Annotated in this window: 12 protein-coding genes; 1 reads left to right on the top strand and 11 read right to left on the bottom strand. The window is 60.9% G+C overall.

All coding sequences use genetic code 11. The features are described from left to right. Positions 1 to 235 precede the first annotated feature (235 nt). The 3 genes from groL to DW870_RS03730 form a co-directional block, all read right to left on the bottom strand. Positions 236 to 1,873: a chaperonin GroEL gene (gene groL / locus DW870_RS03740; protein WP_006234938.1), complete on the bottom strand. Its 1,638-nt coding sequence runs from the start codon at positions 1,871 to 1,873 to the stop codon at positions 236 to 238. Positions 1,874 to 1,969: 96 nt separating this feature from the next. After that, positions 1,970 to 2,263 (bottom strand): co-chaperone GroES, encoded by a 294-nt coding sequence (groES, locus tag DW870_RS03735; protein WP_022094351.1) that lies wholly within the window; start codon positions 2,261 to 2,263, stop codon positions 1,970 to 1,972. A gap of 919 nt (positions 2,264 to 3,182) precedes the next feature. Beyond that, positions 3,183 to 4,820 (bottom strand): amidohydrolase, encoded by a 1,638-nt coding sequence (locus tag DW870_RS03730; protein WP_233506162.1) that lies wholly within the window; start codon positions 4,818 to 4,820, stop codon positions 3,183 to 3,185. A gap of 168 nt (positions 4,821 to 4,988) precedes the next feature. Here DW870_RS03730 and DW870_RS03725 point away from each other — a divergent pair, with 168 nt between their 5' ends. Beyond that, entirely contained in the window at positions 4,989 to 6,452 is a 1,464-nt protein-coding gene (locus DW870_RS03725; RefSeq protein WP_117848000.1) for a M20 family metallopeptidase, read from the top strand. Between the two features lie 106 nt (positions 6,453 to 6,558). On the opposite strand, the gene DW870_RS03720 is transcribed toward DW870_RS03725, so the two are convergent. From DW870_RS03720 to DW870_RS03690, 8 genes are all read right to left on the bottom strand, one after another. Continuing rightward, complete coding sequence (locus tag DW870_RS03720; RefSeq protein WP_199573591.1) at positions 6,559 to 7,056, bottom strand: DUF2752 domain-containing protein; 498 nt, start codon at positions 7,054 to 7,056, stop codon at positions 6,559 to 6,561. Next, positions 7,049 to 7,657 carry a DUF4234 domain-containing protein gene (locus DW870_RS03715; RefSeq protein ID WP_117770102.1) on the bottom strand — a complete coding sequence of 203 codons (609 nt, stop codon included), beginning with the start codon at positions 7,655 to 7,657 and terminating at the stop codon, positions 7,049 to 7,051. Before DW870_RS03715 ends, DW870_RS03720 begins: the two co-directional genes overlap by 8 nt. 195 nt (positions 7,658 to 7,852) lie before the next feature. Then, complete coding sequence (locus tag DW870_RS03710) at positions 7,853 to 9,169, bottom strand: zinc-ribbon domain-containing protein (RefSeq protein ID WP_117770101.1); 1,317 nt, start codon at positions 9,167 to 9,169, stop codon at positions 7,853 to 7,855. A 149-nt stretch (positions 9,170 to 9,318) separates the two neighbouring features. Next, positions 9,319 to 10,341: a YitT family protein gene (locus DW870_RS03705; RefSeq protein ID WP_117770100.1), complete on the bottom strand. Its 1,023-nt coding sequence runs from the start codon at positions 10,339 to 10,341 to the stop codon at positions 9,319 to 9,321. A gap of 205 nt (positions 10,342 to 10,546) precedes the next feature. Further along, positions 10,547 to 11,068, bottom strand: a complete 522-nt coding sequence (locus DW870_RS03700; RefSeq protein ID WP_117770099.1) for an Asp23/Gls24 family envelope stress response protein — start codon at positions 11,066 to 11,068, stop codon at positions 10,547 to 10,549. 44 nt (positions 11,069 to 11,112) lie between these two features. Further along, positions 11,113 to 11,490 carry a DUF2273 domain-containing protein gene (locus DW870_RS09475; protein WP_233504631.1) on the bottom strand — a complete coding sequence of 126 codons (378 nt, stop codon included), beginning with the start codon at positions 11,488 to 11,490 and terminating at the stop codon, positions 11,113 to 11,115. Next, positions 11,483 to 12,028 (bottom strand): hypothetical protein, encoded by a 546-nt coding sequence (locus tag DW870_RS09370; RefSeq protein ID WP_199412371.1) that lies wholly within the window; start codon positions 12,026 to 12,028, stop codon positions 11,483 to 11,485. The genes DW870_RS09475 and DW870_RS09370 overlap by 8 nt, the downstream gene beginning before the upstream one ends. A gap of 166 nt (positions 12,029 to 12,194) precedes the next feature. Then, positions 12,195 to 13,001 (bottom strand): YebC/PmpR family DNA-binding transcriptional regulator, encoded by an 807-nt coding sequence (locus DW870_RS03690; protein WP_006234926.1) that lies wholly within the window; start codon positions 12,999 to 13,001, stop codon positions 12,195 to 12,197. Between the last annotated feature and the right edge of the window lie 133 nt (positions 13,002 to 13,134).

Below are 13,134 nucleotides of genomic sequence, written 5' to 3'. Positions count from 1 at the left end.
AAGGGACACGTACTCCTATCGCCCACGTCCTTCTACGCCCGCCGACCTCAAGGCCGTAAACGCAGGGAATCCGGGGGCGGGACGGGGACTTCTCTCCGGAATATTCCGCAGGACGCAAAGAGGCTCCGCAGCGCGAAGCGCGATGCGGAGCCTCTTTGCATGTCCGAGGACGTTCCGGAGAGAAGTCCCCGTCCCGCCCCCGGATTCCCGGTGGGAGTTCTAGACCTTGTCGGCCTTAGTACATACCGCCGCCCTGCTGACCAGCGGTGGCAGCAGCGATAGCGTCCTCAAGCTGAGTGTTCTTGGGCACATCGGAGACGGTGGCCTCGGTGATGAGAATCAGGCTGGCAACAGAAGCAGCGTTCTGCAGGGTGACGCGGCTGACCTTGACGGGGTCGAGGACGCCCATCTCGATCATGTCGCCCCACTCGCCGTTGGCAGAGTTGAGACCCTGGCCGGCGGGCAGCTCGGCAACCTTGTCGACCACGACGGCGCCCTCAAAGCCAGCGTTCTTGGCGATGGTAGCAACCGGAGCAGTCAGAGCCTTCTTGACGATGTCGACACCGATCTTCTCCTCGGGGTCGTCAATCTCGACAGCATCGAGCGCAGGAGCAGCGTCCATGAAGGCGACGCCGCCACCGGCGACGATACCCTCCTCGACAGCAGCGCGAGTAGCCTGCAGGGCGTCCTCGACGCGATGCTTGATCTCCTTGAGCTCGGACTCGGTAGCAGCGCCGACCTTGATGACGGCAACGCCACCGGAGAGCTTGGCCAGGCGCTCCTGGAGCTTCTCACGGTCGAAGTCAGAGGTGGTGTTCTCCATCTCACCCTTGATCTGAGCGATACGAGCGTCGATGGCCTCCTTGGAGCCAGCGCCGCCGACGACGACGGTATTGTCCTTGGAGATGGTGACGGACTTAGCGGTACCGAGCATATCGGCGGTGATGTCAGCGACCTTCACGCCCAGCTCGTCCAGGGCAGCCTGGCCGCCGGTGAGGACGGCGATGTCCTCGAGGATGCGCTTGCGGCGATCGCCGTAGCCCGGAGCCTTGACGGCGCAGACGTTGAGGGCGCCACGGATCTTGTTGAGAACCAGGGTAGGCAGAGCCTCGCCGTCGATGTCCTCAGCGATGATGAGCAGGCCACGGCCAGCGCGCTGGACAGCCTCGAGAACGGGCATAATGTCCTGAACGCTGGAGATCTTCTGGTCGGTGATGAGGATGTACGGATCCTTCATCACGGCCTCCATGCGGTCGTTATCCGTGACGAAGTAAGCGGAGACATAGCCCTTGTCGAACTGCATGCCCTCGACGGTGTCGATGGTGATGTCGAACGTCTGGGAATCCTCGACGGTGATGACGCCGTCCTTGCCCACGACCTCCATGGCCTCGGCGATCTTCTCGCCGACCTCGGGGTCACCGGCGGAGATGGTACCGACGGAAGCGATCTGCTCCTTGGTCTCGACCGGCTTGGCCTGCTTCTTCATCTCGGCGACGGCGGCGTTAACGGCCTTGTCGATGCCGCGACGGATGGCCAGCGGGTTGGCGCCAGCGGCGACGTTGCGCAGACCGTCGTTGACGATGGCCTGGGCGAGCAGAGTTGCGGTGGTGGTGCCGTCACCCACGGTGTCGTTGGTCTTGGTGGCAACCTCCTTCACCAGCTGAGCGCCCATGTTCTCGATGTTGTCCTCGAGCTCGATCTCCTTGGCGACGGAAACGCCGTCGTTGGTGATGGTCGGGGCACCGAACGTGCGCTGCAGCGCAACGTAGCGACCCTTGGGGCCCATGGTGACGGTAACGGCGTCGGCCAAAGTGTTGACGCCCTTGGCAAGCTTAGCGCGGGCATCGGTGTTGAACGTAATGTTCTTTGCCATGGTAGGTAATCCTCCAAAAGAAATGTGACTCGCGTCGCCGCTTCCGAGTCCTGTGCGGCGGGCGCGTTCAAAGACGAATCAGAGATTCTGACGAGACTAGGCCTCGACGACGGCGTAGATGTCGTCGGCGCGCATCAGCAGATACTTCTCGCCGTCGACCTTGACCTCGTTGCCACCGAACTTACCGTAGATGACAACGTCACCGACCTTGACGTCCATGGGGATGCGCTCACCCTTGTCGTTGACCTTGCCGGCGCCAACGGCAACGATGGTGCCACGCTGCGGCTTCTCCTGAGCGTTGCTGGCGATATACAGACCAGAAGCGGTCTTCTGCTCGGCCTCGTCGGGCTTGACCAGAACACGATCTGCAAGCGGCTTCAAAGACGACATGCTTGTCTCCTCCTTTTTGGGCCGCGCGGTTATACCACGCGAATTAACCCTTTTTGTTTGCGTACGCGTTGAATGGTACCCACGAATGGCGGGTTATACAACACAGAGTCAAAAAATCTTATTTTTTGGCACTTAGATTTTCTGAATGCCGGGGGATAACTTAGCAGTGGCTCCCGTGTGGCTCCGGAGGGGCGGGGCATAAGGTTTCCTGCTCGGGCAGTCCTGCTCGCACGAAGGCCACATTAAGTGGCCTTCGGCTCGTGCGGAACTCGCGATAAACCTTATGCCCCGCCCCTCCGGAGCCACACGGGAGCCACTGCTAAGTTATCCCCCGGCATTCAGAAAAGTCAGTGCAGCAAAAAGGCGATGCGGATAGCGACATGGGCATGGTTTTCGTTGCGAGCACGGGTCCCCTGGGGAGCACCGTGCATTTTTGGGAGTTTTCAGCAGGCCGGGACAAATGCATACGCACCGGGCGCATCTAATTAGTCCCACGGTAGCCTTCGACCGGCGATTTGGGTCGGCAGACAGGCCTCGTCGAGACAAACAAGCATGCCTCGCGCCACGTCGGACCCCAAAATGACGTCGATCTCCGCAATGCTACCCGACTGCAGCGGCACCGGCAGAGCTCGCGGTGCTGAATACTCCGTTTTTTGCACGGCACGGGCGGGGGTACATCAGGATCAGGAAGAATATCCCAGCCTTTTTATGCAATCTGTAATGGGAAGTATGCAAAACACCAAGAGGCAGCATTGCTGATGTCCAAATTGAGCGCGCAGGGCAGCGGCGCATCCGCCCTGCGCCCAAATCCATCAGAGCGGGGACGCTCCTAACAAATCCCCACCGGCAAACAAACGCGACTCGAGCGCTATCCCAAAATAGGCTGTCCGAGCCGCGCTTAACGGTACGGCATGAATACTTAGCGCTCGTAAATCAAGTTACCTGCCAGGTAGGTGGCCTGAACTTTTGTGGCCTGGAGGTCTTGGGGGTCAACGGTGAGCGGGTTTTGGTCCAGGACTACCAGATCGGCGTATTTGCCGAGTTCCAGGCTGCCGAGGTTTTGCTCGTCGCCTGCCGCGTAGGCGCTGCCCAGGGTGTAGTTGCGCAGGGCTGTTGCCGCATCGATGCGCTCGCTCGGCAGCCAGCCGCCCTCGGGCCAGTGGCTTTTGGGGTCCTGGCGCGTGATAGCCGTGTAGAGCACGTTCATGCTGGTAACAGCTGTGATGGGGCTGTCGGTACCGAAGGCTTGGCGAATGCCGCGCTGCTTATAGGTTGCGAACGGCCACATGATGCGGCTGCGCTCCAAGCCCAGGTCGCGCTCCGGACCACCCGGGTCGAGCGTGATATGGCAGGGCTGGCTCGAGGCAACCACGTCGAGCTTGCGCAGGCGGTCGATGTCCTCGGGCAAGAGGTTCTCCAGATGCTCAAGCGTGTTATGACCGTGCTGGGGCAGGCCGTACAGGTCGGCCGCTTCCTCGAAGATATCCAGCGCGGCATGAATCGCACCGTCACCAATGACGTGGATGCGCACGGTGTGACCGCGCTCCGCGGCCGCCAGAACCAGTTTGCGCATGCGCTCAGCCGGAACCGTCAGACGGCCCTGGTCGCCCGGGAAGCGCGGATTGGTATAGGGCTCGGTGAGATATGCCGTGTGTTCGCTCGACACGCCATCGAAGAACTGCTTAAAACCAGGCGCCGAGAGCAGCGCGTTGTTCGCGTAGCGGGTCTGCAGTTCTTCTAAGCGCGATTGGTCATCCAGCAGTGTGGGGAATAGATGGGCTCGGATGCCCAGTTTGCCGGCTGCCTGCAGTTTGTCGTAGACGTCGTCGCGGATAAAATCGCAGCCCGGCATGGGCATGAGCGACATATCGCAGATCGAGGTGATGCCCTGCTCGGCCATACGCTTCATCTGGTCGGCGTAAGCGCTCGCGATGCGGTCCTCGCCCAGCCACTCCAGGCAGCGCGGTAGCAGCTGCATGGCAGCCGCCTCGTGAGCAATGCCCGTGAGCTCGCCGTTTGCATCCTTGTCGTAGCTGCCGCCCGCTGGCGGCTCGCTGTCGCGTGTGACGCCGAGCGCCTCGAGTGCGCGGCTGTTGAGCCAAAGCGTATGCCCGTCGCCCGAATACATAACGCAGGGACGATCGGGGAATGCCGCATCGAGCGACGCCTTGGTAGGATGCTCGGGCGGGTCCCAACGGTAGTCGCGCCAGCCCTGCGTCACAACCCAAGCGTCATCGGGCAGGTCCTGGGAAAACTCGAGCGCATGTTGCACCAGCGCCGCCTCGGACGTGCCCATATCCATAAGCATGTACGGCGAGGAACCGACCGAGGTATGGAAGAAGTGCAGATGAGCGTCATGGAAACCGGGGCAGACAAACTGCTCGCCGTAGTCGATAACCGACGTGGCGGCGGGAGCGGCGGCGATCACGTCATCGGGCGCACCGACTGCGACGATACGGTCGCCTGCGATGGCAATCGCCAGCTCGCGGGCGGTATCGATGCCGTCTTGCGCGGTAAAGACGTTCTTGGAGCGGATAATCCGATCGATATGTTGCATGGGCATCCCCATCTCTGGCAGGAAATTCAACACCCCCGAGTGTACTCCCCCGCCCTTGTAACAAAACCCCAAGCGGCAAACGGCAACTTTACCAGCCCTAGCGGCAGGTGGCATACTGGAGAGAGCCTGTACGATTTTGCGATCAACCCAGCAAGGAGCAAATCGACCATGACGAAGACCAAGGCACAGCAGATTATGGCGGCGACCGAGGCTCGCGCGGCTGACGACGTCACCGCAGCCATCAAAGATATCGCTACCGAGTTTGAACCCTATATCATCAAGCAGCGCCGGCACTTCCATAAGCACCCGGAGCTGAGCCTTGCCGAGGAGCGCACGACCTCCGACATCGCCAACCAGCTCGACGCCATGAATATCCCCTATGAGCGTCCCCTTAAGACGGGTCTGGTGGCGACCCTTCGCGGCACCGCGCCCGATGCCTACCGCGAGGACGGCACGCCGCGCCGCCGCATCCTGCTGCGTGCGGATATCGACGCCCTGCCCGTCACCGAGCAGACCGGCGAGGAATTTGCCAGCGTCAACGAGGGCTGCATGCACGCCTGCGGCCACGACTGCCACATCGCCATGATGCTCGGCACGCTGCAGATTCTGCGCCATATGACCGACGACATCCACGGCGAGGTCCGCATCGTCTTCCAGCCCAGCGAGGAAAACGGCCAGGGCGCCAAGCTCATGATCGGCACGGGTGTGCTCGACGGCGTCGATGGCGCCTACGCCGCGCACATCTGGAGTGAGGTCGACGCCGGCACCGTGAGCTGCGAGCCCGGCCCGCGCATGGCCAATACCGACTGGTTCCGCATCGACGTCCGCGGCACCTCATGCCACGGCGCCATGCCCCAGCGCGGCCACGACGCCGTTATGGTTGCCGCCGAGATCGTCAACGCTCTGCAGACCATCGTCTCGCGCGAGATCAGCCCCTATGAGCCGGCTGTCATCACCGTCGGCGAGCTGCACGGCGGCACCGCGCGCAACGTTATCGCCGGCACGGCCTACCTTGCCGGCACGGTGCGCACCTACGGAGATTCGACCCACGAGGAAATGCCGGAGCTTATGCGCCGCATCGTGGAGCATACCGCGGCCGCCTTGGGCGCCGAGGCAGAGCTCACCGACTACACCATCGCCAACTACAAGGTCGAAAACGACGCCGCCTCGAGCGAGCGCTGCCGTCAGGCTGTAATCAAGTGCCTGGGCCCCACCGGTCAAGGCCATTACCGTGGCACGCTTTCGGGCGAGGATTTTTCGGAGTACCTGCGCCGCGTGCCGGGCGTGCTCGCCTTTGTAGGTACGCGCAACCCCAAGATTGGTGCCACGTACGCCCAACATTCCTGCTTCTACAAGATCGACGAGACCGTGCTGGCAAAGGGCTCCATGGTGGCCGCCCAGTATGCTATCGACTTTTTGGCCGAGCCCACGCAAGAGGAGCTCGACGGCCCCACGATCGCCGCGGTTGCCGAGACCAACCCCGACTTGGCCGCCAAGCTGCGCTCTGCCAAGGCAACAGCCGCTGAGGCGCGCGACGCCATGCACGATGCTCGCACCGCTCGCCATGCTGCAATCAAGGGCATCCACGATGCGCGGGCTGCCGCTCGCCACGAGGAGAAGCGCGACGAGTAGCCATCACGCCCACCCATAACAACCTGGCTAGAGCAAAGCGGGGGCGAACGTTATCTCAACGTTCGCCCCCGCTTATGTGTCGACCGCTTTTCTAGCGCGTCCTCCGTCACGACAGGAAAGAGCGAAGGATGGTGAGCCAGCGTGGGGGTTCGAGGTGGATGATGTCGTCGGGGACTCCGGCGGGCGCATGGCCGCCAAAGAGTAGGCCGGCATCTACCGGATTGATGAGGCGCACGATCCATACGGCGATGACCAGCATGCACAACACGGTGACTGCAATGTCGACACCACGCTTTAGTTTGCTCGATGCCACCTCCTCGCGCACGAACGCGAGCACAAACGCAATCGGCACCACCCAAAACAGCGGATGGTAGGCAAAGGCCGCCGCAAAATCGAGACGCAGCGCCGCCAGCCACGCCCTCGTCATGCCGCATCCCGGACAAGGAGCGCCCGTCATCATTCGAAAAATGCAGCCGATATCGAGCAGGTAGAGCGCGAGCCAGGCAACAAAGAGCGCGCCGGTGCAAAAAAGGGCGCGGCGAAGGAGCTCTGCCGTGCCCCTATGTCCCTGGGAGCTGTTCACGCCGCCCTTATTGTTAGGCACGAGCGCCAAGGCGAGTGTTGTAAGCCGTTGCCATGGCATTGGTATTATTGATGATGATGTTCATAGCGAAGATGGGACCAAGGCCGCACAGGAGCGCGCCGAAGATCTGCCACAGAAGAACGGTGGTGCCGTTTTCCTGGAACACCAGGCCGTAGCGAGGAGCGTTGGCCTGCAGGCGGTTGCCAATCTTGTAATACCAGTAGTACGCGTAGAAGCCGCAGGTCACAAACGATAGAAGGATGAATTCCGCCAGACCCGGCGTGTAATCGCCGTCATCCTGACACAACGTGTTGACGTCGCGTGCCAAGCAATACAGGAAGTAGAACGAATAGATACCGCAGGTCACAAGAGAGAGCAGCAGCCAGCCGATCAGGCTGCGGTCAGCCTTAATGGGGCCATAGCCCATCGGAGCGGATGCGGACTGTTGGGCGTATTGACCGGTGTACTGCTGCTGAGGCTGGGGCACGGGCTGAATAGCCTGGGCCGGAGCGGGCTGGGGCTGCGGGGCCGGAGCGGCAGAAGCGGCACCAACGGCGGATCCGCAAACAGGGCAGAATTTGGCATCATCCGAAATGGGAGAACCACAAGTGGGACAGAACATGAGCCTCTCCTTTTCCTAAGGCGTCGCACGCCTTCAAACCTTACACGTCTACGTTCTCAACAATAGCCGCGACGTTGTTGCGCAACATTGACCAATTTCCGAGAAATTTTGCTGCAACCGTTTTCCCAGGCATTTTCTTGCTTTCGCAGTAGAAAAAGGCACCCCGGGCTCAGTTGCCCAGGGCGCCTCGACCGGCTATTCGGTTTGATTGTTTTCGGCAGCAGGATTATCGCCCGGCTCATCCGCCGGCGTGGCAACGGCATCCCAATCGGGCTCCGCAGGCGTCGCCTCGGACGCCGGTGCGGGGACAGGAGCAGGTGCCGGGGCAGGGGCAGGCGCGGGTGCCGGGGCAGGTGCAGGCGCGGGTGCCGGGGCAGGCGCAGCACCAGTGGCTGCCGTGGGATTGAATCCCGCAGGAGCAGGCTTCTTCTCACCCGGGAGCACAAAAGTCAAAACGTCGTCCTTGTCCTCATCGGCCCATTCGCTTGCATAACGTGCAGCCCAATAGCCAACGGCACGGTGCTTGAGCATCTTGCCAAAGACCGTAAGGAACACCGTGACGAATGCAATCAGCACCAGGAACAATACGAGCGTGACACCACCGGCGGTAACAATCGCCTCGATACCCGTGGGGCGATAGTAATAGCCGTACGCGCCAATTCCGGCGATGGCACCAAAGACAGCTGTCAAGATCCACGTAATGGCGTTGGAAACCAGGCCCGTCAAAAACTCGGGAAGGAACGAAGCGCAGAACAGCTTGGTCTTGTTGTGCTTAAACGCCGCCCAGACCTTGTCGAGCGAAAACGCGCTCTCAACGCGCCCGGTCACCGCAAAGTGCATCACGGCAATGTCGGCGAACATCTTAAAGAAGACCCCCAAGACTGCCGTGGCAATCATAGCCAGGACAAGCAGGCCGAGCGAACCGAACAGCGCAGCCTCGAGCGCATAGGAGCCATAGTAGGAGTACGAGCCTGCGGCACCAAGCGCCACGCCCTCCACCAGCGAAAGCACTACACCGATAACGGGAATGGCAGCGATAACCTCGAGCACGACCGAAATAACGCTCGAAAAGACTCCGAGACCAAACGACGTGGAACGCATCAGCGGACGATCCATGCCGTCATCGATCTTAAGCGACAGATCGCGACCCCACTCGATGCCAAAGCCGGAACCGCACACGCTCGCAATGCAAGCTGCCAAAAAGCCGATGGCAGCCGCAATGCCGCCAATAACGGGAATAAACAACACGAGCACCGACACAACGCAAATCAGCGCCGGCAAAAACGCGATTTGGCATACACGCTGAAGCACGCCCGGGGTCTTGGTCATATCCTGGAACGCCTGAACCACACAGCCCTTTGGCGCATTCGCCACGGGCGGTTGCGGAACAAACTGCTGGGGCTGAGGCTGTCCCTGGGGAGCGGGGCCAGCGGCACCGGCATTAGGAGCACCACACACGCCGCAGAACTTGTCGTTATCGCCCATGGGGGCGCCACACTGCGAGCAGAACATAGAATCATCCCTTCGTATCTAGAGCGAATCACCTGGATCGCAAACGATGTCTTTGGCATCATTATCACCCAATGTGAGTTCAAATACTCTTAGATGACGTATTTGCAACGCGCGAGGCGCTTTTCGATTGTTTGATGAATGCGTTCGCGCTAGTTCGTGCCGCGGAAACCCTTGCCGACGATCTCGGAACTGTCGACAATCGTGATAAAGGCACCCGGATCGACCTCGCGCGCATAGCGGCGCAGTTGCACGGCCTCGCGACGGCTCAGCACGCTCATGATCACCGTCACGCACTTGCCCGAGAAGGCACCGTAGCCGCGACTAATGGTCGCCGTACGGTTGAGATGCTTGACGATAAACTCCTCGACCTTAAGGGGCTCGGAACAAATGACCGTGCAGACCTTACGAAGGTGAATGCTCTCGATGGCTTTGTCGACCACAAGCGTCTTGGCAAACAGGCCGAGCACGCAATACAGACCGACACGCGGGCCGTACAAGAAGGCCGCGATGGCCACGATGCCGATATCGACCAGCAGCAGGGCGCGGCCAATCTCGAGCGTCGTGCGGCGCTTGAGGATCATGGCAAGAATGTCCGTGCCACCCGTCGAGGCGCCGATATCAAAGACGATGGCGCTGCCGAGCGCCGGCAGAATCACGGCAAAACACAGGTCGAGCCACATATCGCCCGTCATCGAGACACTGGTCGGGATAAAGAGCTCGAAAAGCGAAACATAGGCGGACAGCGCAAACGAGGCGAAGACGCTCCACAGGATTGCCTTGCGCTCCAAAAAGATAAAGCCCAAAACGACGAGAACCGCGTTGATAATCCACATAAAGACGCCGACGGGCAGGGTCGGGAACAGCGTGGACAGAATAACCGACACGCCCGAGGTGCCGCCAAAAGCAAAGTGATTAGGGGTTTTAAACGCAACGATGGCAAAGGCCGTAAGAATCAGGCCCAGATTGAGCTCGGCGAAAAAGCGCGGGAAGCCTGGCTCCTGGCTACGCTTTTGGCCGGCACGCTCGCCGCGCTCGATATCGGTGCGATCAACCACGCGCTCCATCGGCACCACGGGAGGACGATGTACCTCCTCGGCAGCTCGCGATGCCGCCTCTGCCGCGGCAGCCTCAATCGCCCATGCCTGGCTTTCTGTTTCGTGCTCGTCAGCCATTACGGCAACCCCTCGTTAACAATTTGGAAACAATGCGCCCATTAGGGTAACGCGGAACACGACGATTGCAACCCCTAGTTAGACGAGCGGTATGCCTACATCGGGGACATACAAATAACGGCCGGCCGCACATCCATCCGTGCGGCCGGCCGTTTGACGTTTTCGCAGATAAAACCTGCTAAAATAAACATCCCTTTTTGGTAGGTTACTCGTGCTGGTTGGTGCGGTGCTCGTACTCCTCGGGGGTGATGACATCCTCGATGCGTAGGTTGACGCCTGCCACCTCAAGGCCGGTCATCGCGGCCAGACGCTCGGTCACGCGCGCCTTGACGTCGTCGAAAATCGCGGGCGCGTAGGCGCCGTACTCGATAATGACGGAAATGTTGACGACCACGCGGTTGTCATCGGTGACCTCGACCGTCACGCCCTTGGTCAGGTTCTCGGCACCAAACTGCTCCTGCACAAAGTGCATGAGGTTGCCCTTCATGCCCAGGACGTGCGGCACCTCGCGGGTGGCCATGGCGACGATCTTCTCGATTACACCGTTGGAATAGGTCAGCGAGTCCTCGGACTCGTCTGTTTCCTCATCATCCTCGTCCGCATCGTCGGCGGGTTCGGCCTCGACGAGCGCCTCGTCCTCGAGCGTTACGTCCTCGGCCTCGGCGGCGACGGTCTCGTCTGCCTCGGGCTCAGTATCGGCCACATCGACCTTCGTGTTAAAAGCCATGGTTCCTCCTTATGCCCACCGCACACGCGGCGGTCGAATACATACTAGCGGCCGCTAAACAGACGGCCGAAGAAGTTGACGATCCCGTTCTCGCCGTCACGGATCTGGCCAATCACGGCGCCGATCAGTACAAAGAATGCGATGACGAGCGTATCCCACAGGCCGAGCGTGAGCACCAGTACGGCGAGCACAAAACCAGCGACGGCTCCAAGCGTGGTATTGGGATGACGGACGGCATAGCTCCAGATGGCTGCCCCCGTACCCTTGATGAGACCCATGGCCTCATCAAAATCATTGGCGACCGCGTCATGCGACTCGGTACCCTCCACCTTGGGATCGACGACCTCGCTAGCCGGCGCGGCGCTCTGATCGATAGTCAGGCGCGGAGTGCGGACGGTCTTGTCTTGATTGGTATCACTCACCGGAAACCTCCACGGTCTGGACGGTAGTCTTGGACGGCAAAAAACGAACGCGTGCGGTCGTGCCCGGCGTGCCGAGCATGGTGTCGCAGGCCTCCTCGATACGTTGCTGCATCGCGGCTGCAAGGGAGGCCACATCCCGGTCGTCGAGCGCGATGGCGTCGACCTTAAAACGGACGCGCGATTCGTCGGAGCCCTGCACGCGCGCCTCGACATGCTCGACCATCACGCGGTCGTCGCGCTCTGCCGCGGTGCGAGCACACGAGGAGAGGGCGGCGAGCGTGACCTCGATATTACGCTCCCCCGCCGGATGCACGCAGGACGGCTCGCGACGAGCAAACATCAGGCGAAAGAAACACACGAGCACGCCGAGCGCCACGACACCGCCGCACGCCGTAACAACGATGCGAGGCAGCGGATCGCGCATCAACAGCATAAAGCGATAGGTATATGGCCCCCAAAACTGGCAGACTAACGTACCCAGCGCCACGACGGCGGCGGCAAGATACACGATCGCCAGGGCTCGTTTGAGCACGCGCATGCAGCGCTCCCTTCAAATCTCGATCCACAGAATGCAAAACGATTCGCATCATTATAAAAGAGCCGGGTCCGGTGCCTCATTGCACGCGGATCCGGCTCATCTATTCCACGAGGCTTGCATGCTCGCTTCATTATGCCCAGATATGCACGGCTCAATCCGTGCGGGCCTACTCCTCCTCGAGGGCAGCGATGACCTCGTCGGTCATGTCCATGGTGCTGTAAACATCCTGGACGTCGTCGAGCTCCTCAAGACGGTCGATGAGGCGCTGAACCTTCTTGGCGTCGGCGCCGGAGACCTCGGTCGGGGTGGTCGGGACCATGGTGGTCTCGGAGCCCTTGACCTGGACGCCCTGCTCCTCGAGCGCCTTGGAGACAGCCATGACCTCGTTGGCGGTAGTCCAGACGATCCACTCCTCGCCGGCGTCCTCGTAGTCCTCGCCACCGGCCTCGGCGATGGCCATCATGAACTCATCCTCGTCACCAGCAGCACCGTTGGCGATCATGGTCTCCTTCTTGGCGTTCTCGTCCAGGATCTCCTTGGCGACGACGATCTGACCCTTGCGCTCAAACTGGAAGGCGACGGAGCCGGAGGTGCCCAGGTTGCCACCAGCGTGGGAGAAGGCGGAACGGACATCGGCGGCGGTGCGGTTGCGGTTGTCGGTCAGGCAGTCGACGTAGACGGCGACACCGGCGGGACCGTAGCCCTCGTACACGATGTTCTCGTAGACGGCGGCATCGGCACCCGAACCAAAGGCCTTATCGATAGCAGACTTGATCTTGTCCTTAGGCATGGACTGAGCCTTAGCCTTGGCAACGGCAGCGGCGAGGCTGGCGTTGTTCTCGGGCAGCGGGTCGCCGCCGAGACGGGCAGCAACGGTGATGTTGCGGCTGAGCTTGGAGAAGAGGGCGGAACGCTTGGCGTCCTGCGCGCCCTTACGATGCTTGGTTGTGGCCCACTTAGAGTGTCCGGACATACGTGTCTCCTATCGGTTTCGACCTAAAGCCCAGCGCGAATGCTCGGGCAATATAAACAAACGCTATAAATGATATACCTACTGGCCTGTGAGATAAACAAAAAAATGAAGGCGTCGTGATGATGCAGCCCCT

Origin of the sequence: Collinsella sp. AM38-1BH (assembly GCF_003467545.1) — a bacterium.
Classification (GTDB): Bacteria; Actinomycetota; Coriobacteriia; order Coriobacteriales; family Coriobacteriaceae; genus Collinsella.
This window is presented reverse-complemented; position numbering and strand designations above follow the sequence as displayed.